This is a genomic window from Phytohabitans maris (assembly GCF_031085175.1).
GTDB lineage: Bacteria > Actinomycetota > Actinomycetes > Mycobacteriales > Micromonosporaceae > Phytohabitans > Phytohabitans maris.
Window position 1 is genome coordinate 1 of the sequence record NZ_JAVHUY010000034.1, and the last position, 25,363, is coordinate 25,363.

The window sequence follows — 25,363 nt, forward strand, 5'->3', positions numbered from 1 at the left end:
GTCAAGGCCCGTGACGTCAACCGCCGACTGTTGGACACTATCCGGGTCGGTCAGGGCTGTGTCCTGGCGAGCCCAGCCATCGAGCGGGTCGCCCAACCCACCCTCACCGAGGACGGCAAGAGGGCCCCAGCGCTTCGCTTCGGCGACCCGCCGGTCATGGCCCTGACCGGCGCCCTATGCCTGAACCTGTTCGCCGTCACCGGCATCACCAACAACAGCCTTCGCGCCTTGACCGCCCGGCTGCTCGGCACCAGCTACAGCACCAGCCAGATGACCTACGACCTACGCCGGCGACGCGCCAACGGCCTAATCCACCGGATCGAACACACCCACACCTACACCCTGACCCCCGACGGGCAACGCCTAGCGATCTTCTACACCAAACTCCACAACCGACTCCTACGACCACTCACCGCCGCCGACCAGCCTCAAGCCCCACCCACCCTCCGCCACGCCCTAGCCACCATCGACCAGCACGTCGAGGACTACATCACCCGCACACGACTAAAAACCGCGGCCTGAAAACCTGACTCCCGTGTTCAGATTCCCAAACCCAAGGATCTAGGCGTGGCCCGCCGCTACCGGTCGGGCTGTGATGGCAAGCTGCTGGGTCGGGTCGGTGGTGTCGGCGATCTCGTAGGTGGCGCGGAACAGCGCGCTGGTCGCGGCCGTCGGGCAGCCGAAGCCGCCGGTCACGCGGATCGGGACGTCGATACCGGCGGAGAAGTCGAGCCGCGGCGGGGTGTCCGCGCCGCCGTCCAGCAGCGGGCCGGTGATCGCCGCGGGGGCGTCCGGCGCGACCAGGACCGTGCAGGAGGCGAGGCCGGAGATCTGGGTGGTGACGCCCCCGGCCGGGATGGTGAGGGTGCCGGTGGAGCCGGCCGGGTCGAACTGGAGGCCGATTGTCCAGTCGCCGGTGATGGTGGTCGTGGCGGTGGTGAGGAAGACGCCGGTCGGGCAGGCGCCGCCGTCGTTGTCGAACGTCGGCGGGCTCACCCCGACCGTCACCGGGCCGTCGGGGCTGTGGTTGTCCGGCTCGGCGGGGACGGCGCCGCTGGTCGCGGACGTGTTGCAGGTGACCGTCACCGAGCCGACCTGGAAGTCGGCCGTGCTGCCCGGCGCCGGTGTGGCGGTGAAACCGTGACCGGCCGGCGTGACCGTCGTCGAGGACGCGACAGCGGCCGGCGCCGCCCCGCGCGCCGGGGCCGCGGCAAGGGCCGAGGACCCGGCAAGGGCCGAGGACCCGGCAACGACCGGGGCCGCGCCACGAGCGGCGGACGTGGCGAGTGCCACCGGCGCCCCGCGAGCGGCGGACGCGCCATGAGCGGGAGACGCGGCGAGAGCGGGAGACGCGGCGAGAGCGGGAGACGCCGCGAGGGCCAGGGCCAGGAGGACGGCGGCGGGCGGGGAGGGGGATGACCGGTCAAGGAGTCGGAGACGCGCCACGAAACGATGAGGTTCATCGATCCGCCTTAAGAGATCCTTAATTCCGCCGGACCGTCGATCCAACCGGCAGATCAGCGCCGTACCCGGGTGCGACAACGATCACGACTGGTTGGGGGACCTCGTGGAGAAGCTCTCATGTCACCGCCGCGCCACCTAGAGGCGCGGCCGGTCACCGGCCGTGGGCGGCACTCCCGCTCGGTGCACGGTCCGGCCGGCCGCACGCTCGTCGACAGGCAGAGTCATCGCACCGGCATCCACCGGGCCGAGGGTGGACTGCTGCGCAGCCTGTACGACGAGCACGCCGAACCGCTGTTCATGATCGCGCTGAGCCTGACCAACGGCGACCGCCGGATGGCCGAGGACGTGGTGCGGGAGACGCTGCTGACCGCCTGGCGCGACGTGGACCAGGTCGGCGTGGCGGCGCCGTCGCTGCGTCCCTGGCTGATCAGCATCGCCCGCCGGATCGTGGACGACATCCGCGGCGACCCGTACGAGCGGGACCAGTACCGGCGGGAGCCGTACGGCCGGGAGCGGCGCTACGACGACGAGCCGCCCGACGTGTACGCGGCCGACGTCGAGCCGGCGATGCAGCGGATGATGGTGCTGGACGGGCTCCGCTCGCTGCCCGGGCCGGACCGGGAGATCCTCGTCGAGGCGTACTTCAAGGGCCGCGGGGTGCGAAACGTCGCCGACGACCTGGGACTGCCGCCGGAGACGGTGAAGTGGCGGCTGTTCTTCGCGCTCCGCGCGCTCCAGAAGGTGCTGATGGGGAGCGGGACCGTCGATGCCTGACCGGCCAGGCCCCTGCGTCCACCCGGACGTGGGCGCGTACGCGTTGGGACTGCTCGAGGCGGAGGAACGCCACGCCTACGAGCGGCACCTGATCACGTGCGCCCACTGCCTGCGGACGCTGGAGGGCCTGGCCCCGCTGATCGAACTGCTCGGGCAGGTGGACGCGGCGACACTCTTCGGCCAGAGCGACGCGGCGGCGCTGTTCGGACTGAACGACGCGGCCACGCTCTTCGGCCAGAGCGGCGCCGCGGCGCTGCTAGCCGACGCCGAGCGCGGGTGGGTGCGCCGGATCCCGCCGCATCCGCCCGGGGCGGTGATACCGCTCTTTCCGCGCCAGCGCGAGCCCGCGCGCGAGCGGCGCCGCCGCCCGCACCTGCGCGCCTGGAACGAGCTCGACGACCGCTTCCGCCCGCCGCCCGGACCGGCTCGCGCCGCACGGGAAGACCGCGAAGCGGAGCGCGCGCGGGAAGACCGCGAAGCAGAGCACACACGCGAGGACCACGAAGCGGAGCACACGCGGCAAGACCGCGAAGCGCAGCGCGCACAGCAAGACCGCGGAGCGGAGGAGAGGCACGCGCAAGCGGAGCGCCGGCGCGGACCCGTGCGGCGCCGGCGGAAGGGCAGCGGCGCCGTCGTGCGGCGGCTCGTGCTCGTCGCGGCGGCGGTGACCGTGGTGATGATGGTCAGCCTGGTCACGATCGTGGCGCGGTCCAGCGTGACCGGTCCCGGGGCCTCGGTCGCCGCGGCGCCGGCCAAGGCGCCCGGCACGGCCGCGGCCGCCGGCACGTCCACCACCGCCGCCGCTCCCCCGGCCACCGGCGCGTCGCCGGCCACGGCGCCCGCGCCACCATCCCCGCCACCGCCGGGGGTCACGCCTGCGACGACCGGGGCGCTTCCCGCGCGTACCAAGGAAAAGACGAAGCCGGCACCGGCGGCGACGAGGCCCGACACGATCAAGAGCGACCCGGGTGGGGGCGCGGCGGGTGAGCGCCTCGCGGGGCGCGACCCGGCGACCGGCGCGGCGGCGGAGGTGCGGCTCAGCCGCACCGCGGCGGGCCTGGACGTGTCGCTCAGCGTGACCGCGCTCCCGGGGCCGCGCGACTGCCTGCTCCGGGTGGTCACCGCGGACGGCGCGGCGCGGACGGCGCTGCGCTGGCGGATGGCGGCCGGGCAGGACGCCTTCACCGGGCTCGGAAGCACCACTGTGGAGCGTGCGGCGATCGACCGGCTCGAGGTGGTCGACGCGGGCGGCGCGGTGCTGGTGACGATCAGCTCCAGATAGTCACGTACACCGGCGGGCGGAAGCGCGACGGTGGCACGCCCGCGCCCGGCGCGCACATCAGCTGCATCGCGTCCGGTGTGCCGAGGAAGTTGCGCAGCCGCCGGGCCGCGTCCGGCCGCCGGTCCGGCGCGAGCGTCGTCACGTGCCAGCAGGCCTGCACCGGCGTCCGCTCGGTCTCCACGACGGAGAGCTCGCCGCGCCGCAGCTCGCGGCTGACCAGCGTCGAGACGGCCGGTGCCACACCGGCGCCGTCGGCCGCCGCCGACCACGCCGCGGTCTGGTTGGGAAAAACCTGGATCCGACCCTCGGGTACGCGGAACGCGCGCAGCAGCCGCCCGGTCTCGCTGTCCGGGTCGGTGCCGGTCGGGTCGACCAGCCACGGCCAGCGGCTTGGCGGGCCGGCCGGGCGGTGGCGGGGCGGGCCGACCACGACGAGGCGGTAGCGGAGCACCGGCTCCGAGGCGAGCGCGGGGTCGCCGCTCAGGTCGGGGCCGAGCGCGACGTCGGCGAGGCGGTTGGGCAGGAGGACGCGCATCTCGGCCGCGTTGGCGACGCCGGAGGAGGTCTCGATCTGGCCGCTCCACCGCTTGCCGAACGCCTCGACCAGCGGCGCCGCGATGAACTCGGCGATCGTGCTGGTCACCAGCAGCCGCAGCTGGGCCGCCGCGCCCTGGGCCGCGCGGACCGCCGCCTCGGCCTCGGCGCCGAGCGCGACCATCTGCGAGGCGATGCCGAAGAGGCGGTTGCCCCCCTCGGTCAGGGTCATCTCGTTGCCGTCGCGGACGACGAGCTGGTCGCCGAGGTGCTGGCGGAGTGCGGCGAGCGAGCGGGACACCGCCGGCTCGCTGACCCCGAGCACGTCGGCCGCCGCCCGCACCGAGCGCAGCCGCGCGACGAGCACGAACACCCCGAGCTGGGTGAGGGTCATCGCGGCCACCCCTTAACCATTCGGTTATCGCGGCATTGCCAGCTTCTCACAATCGTCACGACGATGGGCCCCATGCAGGTGCCGGCGCATTTCGAGTACGAGCGGGCGACCAGTGTGGACCACGCCCTCGCGCTGCTGGCCAAGTGGGGCAGCGAGGCGCGCGTGGTGGCCGGTGGGCACAGCCTCATCCCGATGATGAAGCTGCGGCTCGCCCGGCCCGAGGCGCTCGTGGACATCAACGACCTCGAGGAGCTGGCGTACGTCCGGCTCGACGGCGACGTGCTGGCCGTCGGCGCCATGACCCGCCACGCGGACCTGCTCGCCTCGCCGCTGGTGGGCGAGCACTACCCGATCTTCCACGACGCCGAACGGGTGATCGCCGACCCGGTCGTGCGCAACCGCGGCACGGTCGGCGGCTCGCTCTGCCAGGCCGACCCGTCCGAGGACCTGTCGGCGGCGTTCGCGGCGGTCGACGCGGCGGCGGTGGTCCGCGGCCCGGACGGCGTGCGCCGGGTGCCGGTGCGGGAGTTCCACACCGGGCCGTACGAGACGGTGGTCGCCCCGGGCGAGCTGCTCGTCGAGGTCGTGGTGCCGGTCCGACCGGGTGGCGGCTCGGCGTACGAGAAGGTGGAGCGGCGGGTCGGCGACTGGGCCGTGGCCGCCGCCGGAGCCGCCGTGTGGCTGGCCGGCGACACGATCGCCGACGCCGGCATCGGGCTGACCGCGGTCGGGGCGGCGCACTTCCACGCGCCGGCGGCCGAGGAGTTCCTGCGCGGGTCGGCCGCGACCGACTCGGTCCTGGTCGAGGCGGGTCGGATCGCCGCCGAGCGGTGCGAGCCGGTCGCCGACCAGCGCGGCCCGGCCGACTACAAGAAGCACCTGGCCGGCGAGCTGACGGTCCGCGCGCTGCGCCGGGCCGTGGCGCGGGCGCGAGGCGTGGCGTGAGCCGGCGGCCGCGCCGACCTAGGGCTGGGAGGGCCTGATGCAGATCACCGTCACCGTCAACGGCGACGAGCACACCGCCGACGTGGAGCCGCGCCTGCTGCTGGTCCACTTCCTGCGGGACAAGCTCGGCCTCACCGGCACCCACTGGGGCTGCGACACCTCCAACTGCGGCGTCTGCGTGGTCTGGCTCGACGGCACGCCGGTCAAGTCGTGCACCGTGCTCGCCGTGATGGCCGACGGCCACACGGTCCGCACCGTCGAGGGGCTCGCCGACGGGGCGGCGCTCGACCCGGTGCAGGAGGGCTTCGTGCGGTGCCACGGGCTGCAGTGCGGCTTCTGCACGCCGGGCATGATGATGACCGCCCGCTGGCTGCTCGACCACAACCCGGACCCGTCCGAGGACGAGATCCGCGAGGCGATCTCCGGCCAGTCGTGCCGCTGCACCGGCTACGAAAACATCGTCCGTTCCGTTCGCTGGGCCGCTTCCCGCGGCACGGAGGTGAGCGCGTCATGAGTGAGCGAAGCGAGCGAATCATTGGCCACAGTCCTTTGGTGAGCTCATGGCCGCCCGCAGCGAAGCGAGGACGGTCATGACCACTGTGGAGCAGCCTCCGATCGGCTTCGGGCGGATGCACCGCAAGGAGGACGCGCGGTTCGTGCGCGGGCGCGGCACGTACGTCGACGACGTCAACCTGCCCGGCATGCTGCACGGCGCGGTGCTGCGCAGCCCGTTCGCGCACGCGCGGATCGTCTCGATCGACACGGCCGCCGCGCAGGCCCACCCGCGGGTGAAGGCCGTGATCACAGGGCAGACCCTGGACGGACTCAAGCTCGCCTGGATGCCGACGCTCTCGCAGGACACCCAGGCGGTACTCGCCACCGACAAGGTCCGCTTCCAGGGCCAGGAGGTGGCGTTCGTGGTCGCCGAGGACCGCTACGCGGCTCGCGACGCCCTCGAGTTGATCGATGTGGAGTACGAGCCGCTGCCCGCGGTGGTGGACGCTCGCCGCGCGCTCGACCCGGGCGCCCCCGTGATCCGGGACGACAAGGACGGGCAGACCGACAACCACATCTTCGACTGGGGGGCGGGCGACGAGGCGGCCACCGACGCGGTGTTCGCGTCGGCGGAGGTGGTGGTCGCGCAGGATGTGCTCTACCCGCGCGTCCACCCCGCGCCGCTGGAGACGTGCGGCGCGGTCGCCGACTTCGACGCGGTCACCGGCAAGCTCACGATGTGGTGCAACACGCAGGCACCGCACGCCCACCGCACGGTGTACGCGCTGGTGGCCGGCCTGCCCGAGCACAAGATCCGGGTCATCTCGCCGGACGTCGGCGGCGGCTTCGGCAACAAGGTCCCCATCTACCCCGGGTACGTCTGCGCGGTCGTCGGCTCGATCGTCACCGGCAAGCCGGTCAAGTGGATGGAGGACCGCTCGGAAAACCTGATGAGCACCGGCTTCGCCCGCGACTTCCACATGCGCGGCGAGGTGGCCGCGACCCGTGACGGCAAGATCCGCGCCCTGCGGGTGAAGGTGATCGCGGACCACGGGGCGTTCAACGGCACCGCCCAGCCGACCAAGTTCCCGGCCGGCTTCTTCCACGTCTTCACCGGCTCGTACGACATGGAGGCCGCACACTGCGCGGTCACCGGCGTCTACACCAACAAGGCGCCGGGCGGGGTGGCGTACGCCTGCTCGTTCCGGATCACCGAGGCGGCGTACCTGGTCGAGCGGATGGTCGACGTCCTCGCGTACGAGCTGGAGATGGACCCCGCCGAGCTGCGGATGAAGAACCTGCTCCGCCCCGAGCAGTTCCCCTACCCCAGCCCCACCGGGTGGGAGTACGACTCCGGCGACTACCCGCGCGCCCTCCAGCTCGCTCTCGACATGGCGGGGTACGCCGAACTCCGGGCCGAGCAGGCCGCGCGCCCCCCGGGCGGGCCGCTCATGGGCATCGGCATCAGCTTCTTCACCGAGGCGGTCGGCGCCGGGCCGCGCAAGCACATGGACATCCTCGGCCTCGGCATGGCCGACGGCGCCGAGCTTCGGGTGCACCCGACCGGCAAGGCGGTGCTGCGCATCTCGGTGCAGTCGCAGGGGCAGGGGCACGAGACCACGTACGCGCAGATCGTCGCCGAGGAGCTGGGCATCCCGCCGGACGACGTCGAGGTGGTGCACGGCGACACCGACCAGACCCCGTTCGGCCTCGGCACGTACGGCTCCCGCTCCACCCCGGTCTCCGGCGCGGCCACCGCCGTCGTCGCCCGCAAGGTCCGCGAGCGGGCCCGGCAGGTCGCCTCCGCGATGCTCGAGGTCGACCCCGGCGACCTGGAGTGGGAGAAGGGCCGCTGGTACGTGCGCGGCGACCAGTCGCAGGGGCGCACCATCCAGGAGATCGCGCTCGCCTCCCACTCCAGCCTCGAACTGCCCGAGGGCGTCGAGGGGCACCTGGACGCGACCACCGTGTACAACCCGCCCAACCTGACGTTCCCGTTCGGCGCGTACGTCTGCGTGGTCGACGTCGACCCCGGCACCGGGCAGGTGAAGGTGCGGCGGTTCGTGGCGGTCGACGACTGCGGCGTACGGATCAACCCGATGATCGTCGAGGGGCAGGTGCACGGCGGCCTCGCGGACGGGATCGGGATGGCGCTGATGGAGCTGATCGCCTTCGACGAGGACGGCAACTGCCTCGGCGCGTCCTTTATGGACTACCTGCTCCCCACCGCGATGGAATGCCCGTCGTGGGAACTCGGCGAGACCGTCACTCCCTCGCCGCACCACCCGATCGGTGCCAAGGGAGTCGGTGAGTCGGCCACCGTCGGCAGCCCGGCCGCCGTCGTCAACGCGGTCCTGGACGCCCTCAAACCCTACGGTGTACGGCACGCCGACATGCCCCTCACGCCGGCGCACGTGTGGCGGGCGATCCAGGGGCGGCCGATCCGCACGGACCTGGCGATCACATGATCCCGTCCGACCTGCTGCTGCGCGCCTCGGACCTGCGGGCCCGGCGGACGCCGTTCGTGCTGGCGACGGTGGTGCGCGCCCAGCGCCCGACCAGCGCCAAGGCGGGCGACTCCGCGCTGGTGCTGGCGGACGGCACGCTCGACGGGTTCGTCGGCGGTACCTGCGCCGAGGCGACGGTGTGCTCGCTGGGGCTGCGCCTGCTCGCGACCGGCGAGTCGACGCTGCTGCGGATCACGCCGTCGGCGGGCGCCGACGTGGAGGACGAGGGCTCGGTCACGGTCGCCAACCCGTGCCTGTCCGGCGGGGCGCTCGACATCTTCATGGAGCCGATGCTCCCGCCGCCGCTGGTGCACGTGCTCGGCGACGCCCCGGTCGCGCGGGCGCTGGTCGCGCTCGGCGGGCCGCTGGGCTACCAGGTGGACGCCGTCACCGACCCCGCCGCGCCGATCCCGCCGGACGCGGCCGCGGTGGTGGTCGCCTCGCACGGCCACGACGAGGAGCCGGTGCTGGCGGCGGCGCTGCGGGCCGGCGTCCCGTACGTGGCGCTGGTCGCCAGCCGGCGCCGCGGCTCGGCGGTACTGTCCTCTTTGGACGTCGATGCCGCCGCGGTGCACTCCCCGGCGGGGCTGGACATCGGCGCCCGTACCGCCCCGGAGGTCGCCCTCTCCATCCTCGCTGAGATCGTGGCGAGCCGCCCCCGGGCCGCTCCCCCACCGCCCGTGGTACCGCCCTCCGCTTCCCTGCTGCCCGTCTTGTCCCCGCTGCCCGTCTCGGAGTAGCTGCCCATCTTGGAGTAGAAGTGCGCCTGGACAACGAGTTCGTCGTACCACGCCCGGTGGACGAGGCATGGGCCGTCCTGACCGACATCGAGCGGATCGCCCCCTGCATGCCCGGCGCCAAGCTGACCGAAGTGGACGGCGACGACTACCACGGCACCGTGAAGGTCAAGGTCGGCCCGGTCGTCGCCCAGTACGCCGGCGTGGCCCGCTTCCGGGAACGCGACGCCGGACGCCACCACGCCGTCATCGAGGCGAACGGCAAGCAGAGCGGCGGCACCGGCCGCGCGTCCGCGGTGGTGACGGCCGACCTGGCCGGCGAGGGCGACAGCACCCGGGTCACGGTGGTGACCGACCTGACCGTGGCCGGGCCGCTGGCGCAGTTCGGGCGCGGGGCGATCGCGCAGGTCAGCGGCAAGCTGCTGGACCAGTTCGTGGCCCAGCTCCGGGAGACCGTCCTGGCAGACGCCTCGTCGACCGCGGCCCCCTCCACCGCCGCCGGCGGTCCCACCGCCGCTGCCGCCAACGGCGCTGGCCCCGGCCCTTCGGGTGCCGGGCCCGCCGGAGCCGGCGCCGGCGCCGGCTCCTCCGGCGGTGGCCCCTCGGCCGCCGGCCCCGCCGGGGCCGGCGGCCCCGCCCCCGGGCACGAGGCGGGCGCCGACGACGTCCCGGCGGCCGGCGAGCCCGCCCCGGTCGACCTGCTCCGCGCGGCGGCCGCGCCGGTGCTGATCCGCCTGATCCCGGTCCTGGTCGCGATAGCGGTCGTGATCGTCCTGATCGTCTGGCTCACCTGACCCGCGGCGGTGCGCGGATCCACCCGGGACGGACGCAGGGCCGGGGGGGGCGGCCCGGCCGGGGTTCATGTCCGAAAACGGCCAGACATCGGCGGCACCGGCTGGTGGGGTGGAGGCATGACGAGCCACCTCGACAAGACGACCGCCTTCCGCGCGCTGCACGCCCCGGGCAGCCTCCTCGTCCTCCCGAACGCCTGGGACGCCGCCACCGCCCGCCTCGCCGAGGACGCCGGCGCGGCCGCGGTCGCCACCACCAGCGCGGGCGTCGCGTGGAGCCTCGGCGCGCCGGACGGCGACCACCTCGGCCGGGACCTCGCCGCCGGCCTCGTCGCCCGGGTCGTGGCCGCCGTGGCCGTGCCGGTCACCGCGGACGTCGAGGGCGGCTACGCGCCGGATCCGGCCGGTGTCGCGCAGACCGTTCGCGCGATCGCCGGCGCGGGCGCCAGCGGCATCAACCTCGAGGACGGCGACGGAGCGGGCCTGCGCGACACCGGGGAGCAGGTCGAGCGGATCGCGGCCGCGCGGGAGGCGGCCACCGCCGCCGGCGTACCCCTCTTCGTGAACGCCCGCACGGACGTCTACCTGCGCGCGGTGGGCGACCCGGCGACCCGCCTGGGGGTGACGCTGGATCGCGCCGCGGCGTACCTCGCGGCCGGCGCCGACGGGATCTTCGTGCCGGGTGTGGCCGACCCGGAGACGATCGCCGCGCTCGCCGCCGGCATCGACGCGCCGCTCAACATCATGGCCGGCCCCGGCTCCCCCACCGTGCCCGACCTGGCCAAGCTCGGCGTGGTCCGGGTGAGCGTCGGAGCGGCGATCGCGCTGTCCGCTTATGCCCATGCCGCTCGGGGCATGCGCGAGGTGCTCACCACCGGCACGTACGACTCCTTGGCGAGCGACCTGGACTACGGCCGGATGAACGGGCTCCTCGGTAAGCTCCAGGAATGATCGTCGTCACGGGGGCGAAAGGCAGCCACCGGGCGCTGGGCCCGGCGCACGCGGACCCGTTCCGGTGAACCGGTCCTATGTGGTCACCGGCGCCGCCCGCGGCATCGGCCGCGCCATCGCCGAACGCCTCCTGCACGACGGCCCGGTCGTCGGGGTCGACGCCGACTGGCGCGAGCCGCTGCCGCACGGCCACGCCGACGTCGACGTGGAGGTCGGGTGGCCCGGGGAGCGCCGGCCACACCGCCTGCTCACCGTGACCGGCGACGCCGGCGACGAGGAGGTGGCCGCCCGCGCCGCGGACCTCGCCGCGTCGGCGGCGCCGCTGGCCGGCTGGGTCAACAATGCCGCCGTCTTCCGCGACGCGTCCCTGCACAACGCCCCGGCCCGCGAGGTGCTCGACCTCGTCACGCTCAACCTCGGCCTGGCGGTGGCCGGCTGCGCCGCGGCGGTCAAGCATTTCCTCGCCGCCGGTACGCCGGGCGCGATCGTCAACGTCTCCTCCCACCAGGCCCAGCGGCCGGTGCCGGGCGCGCTGCCGTACGCGACGGCGAAGGCCGCGGTCGAGGGGCTGACCCGGGCACTCGCCGTGGAGTACGGCCGGCACGGCATCCGGGTGAACGCGGTGGCGCTCGGCTCGTTCGCCACCGAGCGCTACGACGCCTACCTCGCCGACGCCGGCCCGGCCGGCGCCACCCGGATCGGCGCGGAGATGCGGCGGCTGCACCCGCTGGGCCGGGTGGGGCGCCCCGAGGAGGTGGCGGCCACGGTCGCCCACCTGCTGTCGGACCAGGCCAGCTTCATCACCGGCGCCGTCGTCCCGGTCGACGGCGGCCGCGCCGCCCGCGGCCTCGACCCCGAAGAGCGCTAGTGCGGTGGCCACCAACGTTCACCGGGTGACCGGCGGCCTTCGGCCGCTGGTCACCCCGGGCCCGGCGAAGCCGGCAAGGGTCAGTGGCCACCGCACTGATGTGGAATGCCATGCGGCCCCTTCGCCCCGTGACCGGGCGATCGTGGTATTTCAGTGCCCCTATCGGGGCACCCATGTACCACGATCTGCCGCGAAGGTCGGCGCCGGCGCCAGACCGAGGGCGGCGCGGGTCGGCACAGCGGCCCGGCGCGTGCGAAAGCGCGACTCCGGCCGCAAGCCGGAGTCGTCCCACCGCGAAGGGTGAGGCCGCGGGAATGCACCCCGCGCGACGGTCCGGACCACCGCGGACGTCGCGGTCGCTCGAATCTTCCTCTTGAAGGCGCGCTAGGCGGCGGCGCGGGCCCGCCAGGCGTAGTCGGGGTCGGCCTCGTCGCGGGCCGGCTCGGTCGCCGGGTCGGGCTGCTCGGTCGCCAGCGCCACCACCGCGAGCAGCGCGAACGCCAGCCCCGCGGCGCCGAACGCCCAGGCGTAGCCGCTGGTCGTGGCGGCGGCCGCGTCGGCGCCGCCGACGTGGGTGCTGCGGGCGGCGGCCACGGCCATCAGCAGGGCGACGCCGAGGGTGGGGCCGATCTCCATGAACGTGTTCATCAGGCCGCCGGCCAGCCCCGCCTGCCGCGGCCGCACGTCGGCCATGGCCAGCACCGTCGAGCCGGCGAACGCGAGCGCCACGCCGGCCGGTACCAGCACGAGGCCGGGCAGCAGGCCGGTCAGGTAGGTGGTGGCCGGGTCGAGGCCGGACAGGTGCAGGAAGCCCGCCGCCGACAGCGCGAGGCCGGTGGCGACGACGGCCGGCGCGCCGTACCGCTCGATGGGGCGCCGCCCGATCCGGCCCATGACGATCAGCGAGACCGCGTACGGCACGAAGGCGAGCGAGGTGTGCAGCGTGGTCCAGCCGCGCACCTGTTGCAGGTACAGGCCGAGGAGCAGGCAGATGATCGACGAGCCGGCGGCGGCGAGCCCGATGGCGAGCAGGGCGATCACGCGGCGCGAGTTGGCCAGGAAGGAGAGGGGCAGCAGCGGCGTGTTGCCGCGGAGCTCCACCAGCACGAACGCGAGCACCAGCGCCAGGCCGCCCACCAGCGGGCCGGTGACCTGGGGCGAGGACCACGGGTACTGGTCGGTGATCACGAAGCCGTAGCTGAGCATCGTGATGCCGCCGGTGGCGAGCACGGCGGCGGGCAGGTCGAGGCGGGGGCGCTGGCCATGGTGGGCGACGCCGCCGCCGGGCACGAGGCGGGGCGCGATCAGCAGCCCGAGCGTGGCGATCAGCGCCGGCACCGCGAACATCCACCGCCAGGACACCCACGTGGTGGCGATGCCGGCGAGCACGACGCCGGAGGTGGCGCCGAGCACCGAGATGCCGCCCCACCTCGCCATCGCGTGGTGGTAGCTGACCGGGTCGGCGAAGACGCCACGCAGCACCGCGGTCAGCGCCGGCGCGATGATCGCGGCGCCGACGCCCTGGCCGAACCGGGCGCCGACCAGCATCTCGTAGCCCACCGCGTAGCCGGCGGCGATCGACGTCGCGGCGAAGACGAACAGTCCGATGAGGAGCATGCGGCGCCCGCCGTACCGGTCGGCGAGCCTGCCGCCGAAGAGCAGCAGGCCGCTGAAGGAGAGCGCGTACGCGGCGCTGACCAGGATCAGCTGCGCCCGCTCCAGCCCCAGCTCACGACCGATCGCGGGCAGTGGCACCGACACCACGGTGATCGTGAAGATGAGCGTGGCCTGCACGAACGCCAGCAGCGTGAACGCACGCCGGCGCCGGGCCACCACGCGCCTCGGCAACGGAACGATGGCTACTGTCACGGCTCCTCCCGCCAAAGAGAACCGCGGATGTTTTCAGCTATACGTCGACGCTGCGTACCGGGTTCACTACCCGGCGCATCAATTCTCTGTGACAGATGTGGTGTATGTCCACTCACCCACCGTCACTGCCGTGCAGACCGTCCCGCTGGGCCCGGATGCCCGGATCCCGCCCGGTGGAGCGAGGCGAGGGCCGGGAGCCAGGCCCAGGTCAGGACGCCACCGACACCGCCTCGACGGCGGGTGTCCGGAGGGTGCGCCGCGCCGTGCCGACGAGGGCGGCCATCGTCACCGTCACCGCCACCGCCACCGTGCCGAGCCAGATGCCGTACTCCGGGTCGGGCAGCCAGTCGTCCGTCTTGGCGTAGCTGAACGGCAGCACGGTGGGCAGGGCGGCGATGGTGCCGCAGACCAGCCCGGCGACGGTCAGCACCGCACCCTCCAGGACGACCATGCCCAGCACCTGCCGGCGGGTCGCCCCGGCGAGGCGTTGCTGGCCGAACTCCCGCCGCCGGTACGTGGTCGCGGCGACCAGCGTGTTGATCAGCATGATGCAGGTGAACAGCACGATCATCCCGGTGACCACGAAGTTCAGCGTCTCGATGGCGTCCTCCTGCGTCGTGGGGACCGCCCCGGCGCTGGTGTCGTTCTGGATGGCCTGCATCCACAGTGTGCCCACGCCGATGCCGACGAACAGGATCACCGGGGTCAGCGCGGCCGCCAACTGCGCGGTACGTTGCCGCAGGTTGAGCACCGCCAGGTAGCCGCTGGCGCCGCCGAACCGCCGCACCGGGCGGGCCAGCGCCGCGCTCGCCCCGCGCACGAGCATCGGCGCGAGACCGGCGAGCCCGATCCCAAACAGGATGTCCGCCGAGCCGGCGAACTGCATCGAGTCGAAGCCCTCGGGACCGGCCGTGGCGGCCATCACGCCCAGTTGGACGCCGCCGGCCAGAAACAGCGCGCTGAGGATGATCCGGCCCTTGCCCAGGCGCCCGCCGCCCGTACCCGCGTCCGCCGCGCTGCCCAACGCCGCCACCGCCCGCATCCTCGCCACCCGCCGCGCGGTCAGGAACGCGGCGCCGGCGGCGCCCAGCACCGTGACGCCGATCCCGGCGCCCAGGGCGACCGGCCCGTAGGCGAAAGGCACCCCGTCCGCGACCTGGTCGGTGGACTTCAGCAGGGCCAGCAACGCACGCCCGGTCAGTGCCCCGGCCGGGATGGCCACGAGCGCCCCGGCCAGCGCCAGCAGCAGCGCCTCGCCCAGGACCATCCGCCGCAACTGGGCCGGGGTGGCGCCGACGCATTTGAGCAGCGCCATCTCGGTGGCCCGCTGCCGCACGCTCAGGGTCAGCGTGGAGGTGACCGCGAACGCCACCAGGACCAGGCTCCACCCGCCCACCACGGTCGACATGGTGGAGAGGGTCTGCCGGTCGGTCTCCGCGACCCCTTCGGCGGCGCCGGTGTCGGAGAGCGAGCCGAAGGCCATCACCAGCACCGCGCCGAGGAACGCGGCCAGGAAGGTCGCGGTGAAGGCGGCCACTCGCCGCCGCAAGGATCGCACAGCCAGCATGAACATGGCCGTCAACCTCCGATGCCCTGCTGCGCCGCGTCGCCCAGGTGCGTCAGCCGCTCCGCGACCGCCCGCGCGGTCGGGCTCGCCATCCGCCCGGCGAGCTGCCCGTCGGCCAGGAACACCACCACGTCCGCGTAGGCGGCGGCCACCGGGTCGTGGGTCACCATCACCACGGTCCGCCCGTACCCGCGCACCGTCTCCTGGAGCAGTTCGAGCACCTCGCGGGCGCTGTGGCTGTCGAGCGCGCCGGTCGGCTCGTCGGCCAAGACGACACCGGGCCGGGTGACCAGCGCTCGCGCGATGGCGACCCGTTGCCGCTCCCCGCCGGAGAGCTGGCCGGGCAGGTGGTCGAGCCGCTGGCCGAGGCCGACCCGTTCCAGGACGGCGCGCGCCGCCGCGTGGTCGATCGGCCGCCCGGCCAGCTTCAGCGGCAGCGTGGTGTTCTGCGTCACGGTGAGCGTCGGCAGCAGGTTGAACTGCTGGAAGACGAAACCGATGTGCGCGCGCCGAAACCTGGTCAGCGCCGTCTCACTCCTGCCGCCCAGTTCGTGGCCGTCCACGAACACCCGTCCGGCGTCCGGCTCCTCCAGGCCGGCCGCGCAGTGCAGCAAGGTGCTCTTGCCCGATCCCGACGGGCCCATCACCGCGGTGAACGTGCCGTGCGGCAGGGACAGCGAGACGCCCGCCAGCGCGGTCACCCGCGTCCCCTCGTCGCCGTAGACCTTGCGCACCTCGACCAGCCGCAGGGCCTCGCCGCTCTCCGGGGGTGGGTGTGGCGCGTTCCGAGTGCTGCGTGATCTCCTCATCGGGCGACCATCGGCCCCGGCGCCTACCGCGCGCTGACAGTTCGCTGACCGTGTCGTTACCGTGGGCGGCTCCACCGGATGGCGTCGGTCGCCGCCGTGACCCCGAGCCCGGCCAGCGCCGCCTCCACCGTCATGGACGCGCCCCGCCGGTGGGCCTGGTCGAACCGGTGGGCGCCGACCAGCTCCCGCGCCCGGGCCGCTGTCCGCGCCGTGGCTGGCTCCGTCTCCGCCCCGACGCCCGGCTCCCCGCCGCGTACCGCCCGCCCGAGCCCGAGCAGCCACGCGGCCCGTTCGCCGTCGCCGGCCACCACCGCGACCGCGGCCAACGCCGCCACGACGCCGGCCGCCTCGTCGAGGTCGCCGCCCCGCAGCGCCGTGTCCAACGCCTCGCGGTGCGCGGCGAGCGCGCCTTCCAGGTCGCCGTCCGCCTCGGCCACCCGGCCCAGGCCCACCAGCGCCCGCACCCGCGTCACCTCGCCGAACGTGGCCTCGGCGGGCGCCTCGCGCAGGGCCAGTTCGAACTGCCGGCGGGCCTGCGCCAGGTCGCCGTCCAACCGGGCCACCTCACCCAGCCCGCAGCGGGCCGCGCCGAGCTCCTCGCGCAGGCCGCCGCGCCGGGCCCGCGACTGTGCCCAGGCGAAGTCGGCGCGCGCCGCGTCGAGATCCCCGGCGCCCAGCAGCCCGTACCCCCGGTTGCACCGCATGTTCACCGCGAAGGCCGCCGCCCCCAGCTCCACGGCGGCCGCGATCCCCTCCGCCCACAGCCGCAACGACCGCGCGTGGTGCCCGCGCCGCGAGGCCAGCGTCGCCACGGCGTCCAGGGTCTCCGCCGTGCCCAGCCGGTCCCCGACCGCGCGGAAGCCGCGCAGCGCCGCGTCGAACTCCCGCTCCGCCGCCTCGCCGACGTCACCGGCGAAGAGGGCCACGTAGCCGTTCCCCATCCGCTGCAACGCCTGCGACCAGGGGTCGGCGCCGACGTGCGTCTCCGGGCGCCGCTGGCTGGCCGCGGTCGGCCCGGCCGCCACCGCCCACAGGAAGCTGAGGTAGGGGTACCGCGGCGGCGTGCTCCGAGCCGACATGATCGACTCGGCTCGCCGCCACCACTCGCGCTGCCCGGGGCGCTCCCGGCCGTCCGCCCTGGCGGCCAGGACACATAGGACGTACTCGTCCTCCAGCCCGTCCGGTACCTCCTGGCCGAGGGTGTGCAGCAGCGCCGCGGCCAGCTGCGCGACCTCGGCGCGCAACCCGCGCAGCAGCCAGTATCCGCTCAGCAGGGCGACCAGGCGCAGCGCCCGATCGGGCGCGGCGGCCACGGAACGGTTCAACGCGGCCAGCAGGTTGGCGTGCTCGGCGTCCAGCCGCCGCAGCCACTCCAGCTGCTCGGACCGGCGCAGGAACGGCTCCGCCTCGGCCGCCAGCCGCAGGAACCACTCGGCGTGCGCCTCCCGCGACCGGGCCTCCTCGCCGGACTCCGCGAGCCGCTCGGCACAGAACTGCCGGACGGTCTCCAGCATCCGGTACCGGCCGGACGCGTCCACCTCCGCCAGTGACCTGTCGACCAGCCCGGCGGCGGCCTCGACCGGGTCGTCCACGCCGTCCCCGGCGCAGACCTCTTCGACCGCCGCCAGCGGCGCACCGCCGGCGAAGACCGTCAGCCGCCGGGCCAGGGCCTGCTCCCGCCCGTCCAGCAGGTCCCAGCTCCACTCCACCACCGCGCGCAGGGTGCGGTGCCGCGGCACCGCCGTCCGCTCGCCGCGGGCCAGCAGCCGGAACCGGTCGCCGAGGCGGGCCTCCACTTCGGACAGTGGCAGCGCGCGCAGCCGCGCCGCCGCCAGTTCGATGGCGAGCGGCAGTCCGTCCAGCGTGGCGCAGATCCGCAGGACCGATCCCGCTTCGGCGCCGCCCAGGGCGAAGTCCGGCCGGACCGCCACCGCCCGGTCCACGAACAGCCGTACCGCCGCGAACCCGAGCGCCCACTCGGGGGTGACCGTCGCCGGGTCCGTGCCGGTCCCCACCGGAACCTCCAGCGGGGCCACCGGACACAGCGACTCCCCGGTGATCCCCAGCGCCTCCCGGCTGGTGGCCAGCACCCGCACCCGCCGGCAGGCCCCGAGCAACCGCCGCACCAGGTGGGCCGTCCGCGCCACGACGTGCTCGCAGTTGTCGAGGACCAGCAGCGCCTCGCGCTCGGCGAGCGCGGCGACCAGCCGGCCGGCCGGGTCCGGGCGGGTCGCGCCGCCGCCCGCCGGCGGCCGCTTGGCCGGGTGCAGCGATCCCGCGTCGTGCAGCCCCAGCGCCGCGACCACGGCCTCGGCGACGCCGCCCGCCGGCGCGTCGGCGTCCACCAGCGCCAGGTCGACGAACCAGGCCTCGACCCCGGTCCGCTCCACCGCCCGCCCGGTCACCTCCAGCGCCAGCCGGGTCTTTCCCACGCCGCCCGGGCCGACCAGGGTCACCAGCCGCCCGGAGGCCAGCAGGTCGCCGACGCGGGCGAGCTCCCCTTCGCGGCCCACGAAGCTGCTCACCGGCGCCGGCACCACCGCCCCGGCCCCATCCGGCCCCGGCGCGGTCCGCCGGGGGCGGGGCCGCACCTCCCCCCGCAGCACCGCCAGATGAACCTCCGCCAGCTCCGCCGACGGATCGGCCCCCAGCTCGTCGGCGAGCAGCCGCCGCGCGTCCTCGAACACCGCGAGCGCCTCGGCCTGACGCCCCGCTCCGGCCAGCGCCCGCATCAGCTGCCCGCGTAGCCGCTCCCGCAGCGGGTGTTCCTCCACCGCCTCCCGCAGCGGCGTCACCAGCGCGGCGTGCCGCCCCACCGCCAGCTCGGCCTCGGCCAGGTCCTCCACGGCGGCGACGCGCCGCTCCGCCAGCCGGACCGCCTGGCCGGCGGCGAACGGTGCGCCCGCTACGTCGGCGAGCGCGGCTCCCCGCCACAGCCCGACTGCCTCGCGCAGCAGCGCCGCCGCGTGGCGGAACTCGCCCGCGTCGAGGGAGCGCCGCCCCTCCTCGGCGAGCCGGGCGAACCGGTGCACGTCCACCTGCTCCGGGTCGACCCCCAGCCGGTAGCCGGCGGACCGCATCTCGATCGGCGCCGTCACGCCCGCCGCCCGCAGGCCGCGGCGCAGTCGCGACACCTGCGACTGCAGCGCGTTCACCGCGCCGTCCGGCGGATCCTGCCCGTAGAGGCCCTCGATCAGCTGGTCCGTGGTGACCACCCGGCCGGCGTTCAACGCCAGCAGGGCGAGGAGCGAACGCGGCCGCGGCCCGCCGACGTTGACCCCCGTGCCCTCGTCCGAGCGCACCTGGAGGGGCCCGAGCAGGCTGATCCGCATGGGCCGATTCTCGCGCACCGCCCTCCCCGCGCGGCGCCCACGCCGACCCGCCGGGACCTCCGCGCCGCGGGCCCGGGCGTGAGCGTGCGAGCCTAGGCGCGCATGGACGTGAGGGCGGTGGTGGCGGCCTGCTCGACGATCTCGATGCCCTTTTCCTGGGTGGCGTGGTGGTCGGAGAGGACCGCCAGCAGCCAGTCGTGCCCCTCTTCGGCGATGCGACCGATGCTGTTGACCACCCAGAGACCGTCGTCGGCGGTGACCTGGACCCAGCCGTTCTTGACCCAGACGCCGGACGCCCCCGTGGGCGCGGCGGCGGGCACGCCCCACCGCTGCTCGTCGACCACCTGGCCCATCAGGCCGAACAGGTAGCGCGCCGCGGCCGTCGACAGTGGACCGTCGGCGGTGGTGAGCGAGCGCAGCAGCCGCACCTGGTCGGCGGCGGTCGTCGTGGTGATGCCCCAGGCCGAGTTGGCCTTTGTCTCCTTCATCCCGAAGGTGGCATTCGCCTTGTTGAGCCCTGAAACGCCACCCACGGTCCGGAAGAGGCTGCTCGCCGCGTCGTTGTCGCTCACCGTGATCATGTCGGTGGCGAGCGCCCGCTGCGTGGACGTGAGCGTGTCGTCCTCCAGCAGCAGCGCGGCGAGGATGTCGACCTTGACGATGCTCGCCGTGCGGAAGCGCCGCGTGCCCACCGACAGCCCTGCCCCGGTCGCCCGGTCGTAGAGCGCGACGCTGACCCGCCCGCCGTTGGCCTTGACGAACTTCTCCAGCGCCACCTTCGTCTCCGCCACCCGGTCGGGCGTCGGCGACGGGGTCGGTCTCGTGCTGGTGCCCGCACCCCCGGGCCCGGTGGTGGCTCCGGCGGGGCGATCAGAACGCAGTGTCACGACACCAGCACCAGCAGTAGCCAGGCCCGCGACACCGAACGCAGCGGCCAGGGAAAGCAACCCGCGTCGGGAGGTGGTCCTCACGTGTCAGTTGTACGCGCCCCGGCTGTGAGTTCGTTCAACGCCTGTACCTCCTCGTAGCTGACCAGGCCCTTCGCCGCCGACCCGGCCCGCGCGACCGCCGCGGCCGGCGCGGCGGCCGTCTCGACCGGCGCGGCCACCGCCGCCGCCGTCTCGACCGCCGCGGTCAGCGCGGCCCGGAAGAGCAGCGAGCCGGTGCTCACCCGCCGCACCCCGAGCGCCGCCAGCCGGTCGAGGCTCACTCCAGGTACATAAAGGACATTGAGCGGCACACCGGCCATCGCCACCAGCGCCCCGATGGCCGCGTCGCCGGTCACCCCCGGCACGAAGACCCCGTCGGCGCCGGCCTCCGCGTACCCCCGCGCCCTCCGCAGCGCCTCCTCCAGCGCCGCGGGGGTCGGCCGCCGCCGCCAGTGCGTGTCCGTGCGCGCATTCACAAACATCCCGGGTACGCGCGACTTGGCGGAGCCGATCACGGACTGCTGCTCGTCGATCGGGGCGAGGGTGCCGTCCGCCCGCCCGTCCTCGATGTTGACGCCGGCGACGCCGAGGCCGGCGAGCTCCGCCACGAGGTCGGCCACCTCGTCGGGGCGCTCGCCGAAGCCCCCCTCGATGTCGACGCTCACCGGGCAGGGCAGCCGCCGCAGCCGCCGGGCGAGGTCCACCGTCTCGGCCCGGATCGCCCCGGTCCCGTCCACCTTCCCGGCGCCCGCCGCCACCCCGAGGCTCGTGGTACCGACGGCCGCGAACCCCCGTGCCGCGAGCGCGGCGGCCGACGCGTAGTCCCAGGCGTTGGGGAGCACGAGCGGCCGCTCCCCGTGGTGCAGCTCCCAGAAGGTCTCCATGGCCGCCGACGCTAAGCCCGAAACCCTTCGGCGCCCGCCGAAGTATCTCGGGCTCATCGTTTCTAGTAACCTCCCCACGCCTGTGATCGAAGCTCCCTTCAAGTCGCTAGAACGACTTGGAGGGAGCTTCGATCACACGGGGCTCGATCTGGATCTTGCGGCCGACGCCTTCGCGGAACTGGGTCATCGCCTTCGCGTAGTCGTCGAGCGGGTAGCGGTGGCTGACGAAGACGTCGGCCGGGAGCAGGCCGCCGGCCCAGAGCTCGCCGGCCCGGTCGAAGCTGTGCAGCACCGCCATCGAACCGGTGATGGTGATCTCCTGGTTGTAGATCCGGTACGGCTCGATGACCGCGCGGGCGCCGTACGACGCGACGCCGAACTGCAGGAACGTGCCGCCCTTGCCGACCCGGCCGAGCCCGTCGGTGATCGCCGCCTCCACGCCCGTGCAGTCGACGACCACGTCCCAGCCGCGCGGGGCGGTCAGCTCGTCGGCCGAGGTGACCGCGGCCGTGCAGCCGAGCAGCCGGGCGGTCTCCAGCCGGGCCGGGTTGATGTCCACCATGGACACCGAGGCGGCGCCGGCCCGCTTGGCCAGCTCCATCATCATCAGCCCCATGGTGCCGGTGCCGTAGATGAGGTAGTGGTCGGCGAGCCGGCGGGGCAGCACGTCGAAGCCGCGTACCGCGCAGGAGAGCGGCTCGATCAGCGCGGCGTCCGCCACGTTGACCCCGTCGGGGAGGCGGAAGCAGTTGGCGACCGGGGCGAGCGCGTACTCGGCGGCCCCGCCGGGCTTGGTGACGCCGATCGCGTTCCAGTTCTCGCAGAGGTTGCCGCGGGCCCGCTTGCACTGGTAGCACTCTCCACAGTGCAGGGACGGGTCCACGGCGACCTGGTCCCCGACCGCGAGCTCGGTCACCGCGCTGCCCACCTCCACGACGCGGCCGGCGAACTCGTGGCCGGGGACGATCGGGTACGCCGGCGCGAACTCGCCGTCCATGATGTGCAGGTCGGTGCCGCAGATCCCGCACCCGGCCACCTCGACGACCACGTCGCGTGGGCCGGGCGTGGGGTCCGGCACCTTCTCGATCGCGATCTGCCCGGGGGTGACAACCACAGCGGCCTTCACTTGACAGCTCCCATCGACAGGCCCCGCACGAGCTGCTTCTGCGCCAGCCATCCGGCCAGCACGACGGGCAGGGACACCAGCGTGGCGGCGGCACAGAGCCGGGCCAGGAACAGCCCCTCGGAGGAGATGAACCCGACCAGGAAGATCGGCGCCGTGCCGGCGCGGGTCGCGGTCAGGTTGACCGCGAAGAAGAACTCGTTCCAGGAGAAGATGAAACAGATCAGCGCGGTCGCGGCCAGGCCGGGCGAGACGATCGGCAGCAGCACCCGCCGGATCGAGACGAGCAGCCCGGCGCCGTCCATCTCCGCGGCCTCCAGCACCGACGCCGGCACCTCCAGCAGGAACGAGCGCATCATCCAGATGGCCAGCGGGAGGTTCATGGCGGAGTAGAGGATCACCATGGTCCAGACGTTGTCGAGCATGCCGAGCTCCTTGACGACCAGGTAGATCGGGAGGAGCGCGGCGACGGCCGGCAGCATCTTGGTGGAGATGAAGAAGAACAGCGCGTCCCGCCACTTCGCCACCGGCCGCAGCGACAGGGCGTACGCGGCCGGGGTGGCCAGCACGAGCACGAGCAGCGTCGAGAAGAGGCTGGCCATCAGCGAGTTCAGCAGGTACGGCGTGAGGTCGCGGTCGAAGACCTGCCGGTATCCGTCCAATGTGGGCGTGAAGACCCAGGTGGGCGGGTTGGACGCGGCGTCGGCCTCGCGCTTGAAGCCGGTCAGCACCATCCAGAGCACCGGAAAGAAGAAGAACAGCCCGCACGCCCAGGCGAGGATCGTCCACGGTAGACGTCTCATCTGGAGACCTCCATCTTGAACAGTCCGGAGATGACCCGCAGCGCGAACGTGGCGACCACGATCGTGCCGATCACCACGACGACACCGGCCGCGGCGGCCTCGCCGTACTCGAACTTGCGGAACGTGGTCAGGTAGATCTCGTACGGCAGGTTGGTGGTCGCCGTGCCCGGCCCGCCCTGGGTGATGGTGAAGACCGCGTCGAACGTCTGCACCAGGTAGATCGAGCCGAGCAGGGCGCTGAGCTCCAGGTAGGGACGCAGGTACGTGAGCGTGACGTGCAGGAAGGTCTGCCACGCGGTGGCACCGTCCACCCGGGCCGCCTCGAGCGTCTCCAGGGACTGCGACTGGAGCCCGGCCAGGATGATCAGCATCATGAACGGCGTCCACTGCCAGACGAGCGTGGCGACGACCGCGACCATCGGGTACCGGGAGACCCAGTCGGTGTCACCGCCGAGGATCCCGTTGATCAGGCCGTACGCCGGGTTGTAGATGGCGTGCTTCCACAGCAGCGCGGCGGCCATCGGCATCACCAGGAACGGCGTGATCAGCAGCGTGCGCACGATGCCCCGGCCGGGGAACTTCCGGTCGAGCAGGATCGCCAGTCCTAGCCCGAGCAGCACCGACACGATGACCGCGCTCGCGGTCAGCACGACGGTGTTGAGGAGCGCGGCGCGCAGCCGCCCGTCGGAAAGTACGGTGCCGTAGTTGTCGAGCCCCACGAAGGAGCGTGACCCCGGCCGCAGCGCGTTCCAGCTCAATGTGGACAGGTAGAGCGTGACGAGGAACGGCACCTGCGTCACGACGATCGCGAAGACCAGCGCGGGCAGCAGCGGTGCCCGGCGGGACCACCGGTCCCGCCGGGAGGGCACCCGCCCGACCCGCCGTGTGGCGGGCCGAGCTGGTGCCTTCTCCAGCGTCGCGGAACTCATTTCCGGTACTTCTCCGCGACGCCCTCGGCGAGCTTCTGCCCGTCGGCCAGGGCTTTCTCCACTGTGGTCTTCCCGGCGATCGCGGACGCCACCTCCTGCGACACCTTGGTACCGAGGTCGGCGAACTCGGGGATGCCGACGAACTGCACGCCGAGCGCGGGGCGCGGCTGCAGGCCCGGGTTGGTCGGGTCGGCCTCCTCGATCGCCTTGAGCGTGATGTCCGCGAACGCGGTGGCCGACTGCTTGTACTCGGGCAGGTTGTACGTCGAGGTGCGCTTGCCGGCCGGCAGCCGCGACCAGCCCAGCTTCTCGCCGACCAGCTTCTCGTACTCCTTGCCGGTCGCCCAGGAGATGAACTGCCACGCGGCGTCGGCCTGCTTGGTGGTCTTCGGCATCGCCCACGCCCAGGCCCAGAGCCAGCCGGACGCCTTGGTCTTGTTCACCGGCGCGTACGCGTAGCCGACCTTGCCGGCCACCTTGGACGCGGACGTGTCCTCCAGCGTGCCCGCGGCGGACGTCGCGTCGTACCACATCGCGGCCTTGCCCTGCCCGAACGTGTTGAGGCACTCGGTGAAGCCGGCCTGCGACGCGCCCGCCTCACCGTACCGGCGGACGAGGTCCACATAGAACTTGGTCGCCTCGGTGAACTCCGGCGAGTTCACCTTGGGGGTCCAGTCCTTCTCGAACCAGGTGCCGCCGAACGTGTTCACCACCGTCGTGAGTGGAGCGAAGACCTCGCCCCAGCCGGGCAGGCCGCGCAGGCAGATCCCGGCGACGCCGGCCCGCTTGTCGTTGAGCCTGGCGGCGAAGTCGGCGACCTGCTGCCAGGTGGGGCGCTCCGGCATCGTGATGCCCTTGGCGGCGAAGAGCTCCTTGTTCCACATCAGAAACGAGGACTCGCCGTAGAACGGGGCCGCGTACAGCTTTCCGTCCTCACCGGACAGTGACTTGACCATCGGCTGGAGCAGGTCGGCCTCGTCGTAGCCGGAGTCCTTGTCGGCGTACGACGACAGCTCGTGCAGCCAGCCGTTCTTCGCCCAGATCGGCGCCTCGTACGCCCCGATCGTGACCACGTCGTACTGCCCGCCCTGGGTGGCCACGTCCTGGGTGACCTTGTCGCGCAGCTCGTTCTCCGGGAGGATCGTGAACTTCACCGTGATGCCGGTCTCCTTGGTGAACGAGTCCGCGGTGAGCTTGGCGATGTCTTCCATCTGCGGGTTGCCGACCATCAGCGCGGTGATGGTCTTGCTCTCCCCATCACTGCTCGAGCCGGAGCCGCCGGCACCCGAGCAGCCGGTGGCGGCCAGCATCATGACAAGTGCTGAAATACCAATAAATAAGGGGCGGCGTGACACGACAGACCTCCCGAAAAGCGA

At 73.7% G+C, this 25,363-nt stretch carries 22 protein-coding genes; 10 read left to right on the forward strand and 12 right to left on the reverse strand.

Annotated elements, in window-relative coordinates:
• A partial coding sequence (locus RB614_RS29990) for a hypothetical protein (protein ID WP_308716040.1) occupies positions 1-522 on the forward strand: 522 nt, incomplete at its 5' end.
• A 39-nt stretch (positions 523-561) separates the two neighbouring features.
• Here RB614_RS29990 and RB614_RS29995 read toward each other — a convergent pair.
• Positions 562-1,293 (reverse strand): hypothetical protein, encoded by a 732-nt coding sequence (locus RB614_RS29995; RefSeq protein WP_308716041.1) that lies wholly within the window; start codon positions 1,291-1,293, stop codon positions 562-564.
• Between the two features lie 288 nt (positions 1,294-1,581).
• Here RB614_RS29995 and RB614_RS30000 point away from each other — a divergent pair, with 288 nt between their 5' ends.
• Both RB614_RS30000 and RB614_RS30005 read left to right on the forward strand, forming a co-directional pair.
• Positions 1,582-2,238 (forward strand): sigma-70 family RNA polymerase sigma factor, encoded by a 657-nt coding sequence (locus tag RB614_RS30000; protein ID WP_308716042.1) that lies wholly within the window; start codon positions 1,582-1,584, stop codon positions 2,236-2,238.
• Complete coding sequence (locus RB614_RS30005; RefSeq protein WP_308716043.1) at positions 2,231-3,520, forward strand: hypothetical protein; 1,290 nt, start codon at positions 2,231-2,233, stop codon at positions 3,518-3,520. Before RB614_RS30000 ends, RB614_RS30005 begins: the two co-directional genes overlap by 8 nt.
• On the opposite strand, the gene RB614_RS30010 is transcribed toward RB614_RS30005, so the two are convergent.
• A complete protein-coding gene (locus RB614_RS30010; RefSeq protein WP_308716044.1) occupies positions 3,507-4,448 on the reverse strand; it encodes a LysR family transcriptional regulator in 942 nt (313 codons plus the stop codon). The genes RB614_RS30005 and RB614_RS30010 overlap by 14 nt on opposite strands.
• Positions 4,449-4,520: 72 nt before the next feature.
• On the opposite strand from RB614_RS30010, the gene RB614_RS30015 reads away from it, so the two are divergent.
• From RB614_RS30015 to RB614_RS30045, 7 genes are all read left to right on the forward strand, one after another.
• On the forward strand, positions 4,521-5,393 hold the full coding sequence (locus tag RB614_RS30015) for an FAD binding domain-containing protein (RefSeq protein WP_308716045.1): 873 nt from the start codon (positions 4,521-4,523) through the stop codon (positions 5,391-5,393).
• 37 nt (positions 5,394-5,430) lie between these two features.
• Positions 5,431-5,907: a (2Fe-2S)-binding protein gene (locus RB614_RS30020; RefSeq protein WP_308716046.1), complete on the forward strand. Its 477-nt coding sequence runs from the start codon at positions 5,431-5,433 to the stop codon at positions 5,905-5,907.
• Positions 5,908-5,983: 76 nt separating this feature from the next.
• The gene (locus tag RB614_RS30025; protein ID WP_308716047.1) at positions 5,984-8,356 is read left to right on the forward strand and encodes an aerobic carbon-monoxide dehydrogenase large subunit; all 2,373 of its coding nucleotides are present in this window, start codon (positions 5,984-5,986) and stop codon (positions 8,354-8,356) included.
• Positions 8,353-9,135 carry an XdhC family protein gene (locus RB614_RS30030; RefSeq protein ID WP_308716048.1) on the forward strand — a complete coding sequence of 261 codons (783 nt, stop codon included), beginning with the start codon at positions 8,353-8,355 and terminating at the stop codon, positions 9,133-9,135. The genes RB614_RS30025 and RB614_RS30030 overlap by 4 nt, the downstream gene beginning before the upstream one ends.
• Positions 9,136-9,155: 20 nt before the next feature.
• Entirely contained in the window at positions 9,156-9,926 is a 771-nt protein-coding gene (locus RB614_RS30035; RefSeq protein WP_308716049.1) for an SRPBCC family protein, read from the forward strand.
• Between the two features lie 117 nt (positions 9,927-10,043).
• A complete protein-coding gene (locus RB614_RS30040) occupies positions 10,044-10,874 on the forward strand; it encodes an isocitrate lyase/PEP mutase family protein (protein WP_308716050.1) in 831 nt (276 codons plus the stop codon).
• Between the two features lie 64 nt (positions 10,875-10,938).
• Positions 10,939-11,742: an SDR family NAD(P)-dependent oxidoreductase gene (locus RB614_RS30045; RefSeq protein WP_308716051.1), complete on the forward strand. Its 804-nt coding sequence runs from the start codon at positions 10,939-10,941 to the stop codon at positions 11,740-11,742.
• Positions 11,743-12,126: 384 nt separating this feature from the next.
• Here the strand turns inward: RB614_RS30045 and RB614_RS30050 are convergent, their stop codons facing one another.
• From RB614_RS30050 to RB614_RS30095, 10 genes are all read right to left on the reverse strand, one after another.
• On the reverse strand, positions 12,127-13,611 hold the full coding sequence (locus RB614_RS30050) for an MFS transporter (RefSeq protein WP_308716052.1): 1,485 nt from the start codon (positions 13,609-13,611) through the stop codon (positions 12,127-12,129).
• A 208-nt stretch (positions 13,612-13,819) separates the two neighbouring features.
• Positions 13,820-15,184 carry an FtsX-like permease family protein gene (locus tag RB614_RS30055; protein WP_308716053.1) on the reverse strand — a complete coding sequence of 455 codons (1,365 nt, stop codon included), beginning with the start codon at positions 15,182-15,184 and terminating at the stop codon, positions 13,820-13,822.
• Positions 15,185-15,189: 5 nt separating this feature from the next.
• Positions 15,190-15,987 carry an ABC transporter ATP-binding protein gene (locus RB614_RS30060; RefSeq protein ID WP_308716054.1) on the reverse strand — a complete coding sequence of 266 codons (798 nt, stop codon included), beginning with the start codon at positions 15,985-15,987 and terminating at the stop codon, positions 15,190-15,192.
• A 56-nt stretch (positions 15,988-16,043) separates the two neighbouring features.
• A complete protein-coding gene (locus RB614_RS30065) occupies positions 16,044-19,319 on the reverse strand; it encodes an AfsR/SARP family transcriptional regulator (protein ID WP_308716055.1) in 3,276 nt (1,091 codons plus the stop codon).
• Between the two features lie 92 nt (positions 19,320-19,411).
• Positions 19,412-20,110 (reverse strand): serine hydrolase, encoded by a 699-nt coding sequence (locus RB614_RS30070; protein WP_308716056.1) that lies wholly within the window; start codon positions 20,108-20,110, stop codon positions 19,412-19,414.
• Between the two features lie 176 nt (positions 20,111-20,286).
• Entirely contained in the window at positions 20,287-21,132 is an 846-nt protein-coding gene (locus tag RB614_RS30075; RefSeq protein ID WP_308716057.1) for an isocitrate lyase/PEP mutase family protein, read from the reverse strand.
• A 106-nt stretch (positions 21,133-21,238) separates the two neighbouring features.
• Complete coding sequence (locus tag RB614_RS30080) at positions 21,239-22,258, reverse strand: zinc-dependent alcohol dehydrogenase family protein (RefSeq protein WP_308716058.1); 1,020 nt, start codon at positions 22,256-22,258, stop codon at positions 21,239-21,241.
• On the reverse strand, positions 22,255-23,058 hold the full coding sequence (locus tag RB614_RS30085; protein WP_308716059.1) for a carbohydrate ABC transporter permease: 804 nt from the start codon (positions 23,056-23,058) through the stop codon (positions 22,255-22,257). The genes RB614_RS30080 and RB614_RS30085 overlap by 4 nt, the downstream gene beginning before the upstream one ends.
• Positions 23,055-23,987 carry a carbohydrate ABC transporter permease gene (locus tag RB614_RS30090; RefSeq protein WP_308716060.1) on the reverse strand — a complete coding sequence of 311 codons (933 nt, stop codon included), beginning with the start codon at positions 23,985-23,987 and terminating at the stop codon, positions 23,055-23,057. The genes RB614_RS30085 and RB614_RS30090 overlap by 4 nt, the downstream gene beginning before the upstream one ends.
• Positions 23,984-25,300 (reverse strand): ABC transporter substrate-binding protein, encoded by a 1,317-nt coding sequence (locus RB614_RS30095; RefSeq protein WP_308716061.1) that lies wholly within the window; start codon positions 25,298-25,300, stop codon positions 23,984-23,986. The genes RB614_RS30090 and RB614_RS30095 overlap by 4 nt, the downstream gene beginning before the upstream one ends.
• Positions 25,301-25,363: the final 63 nt, after the last annotated feature.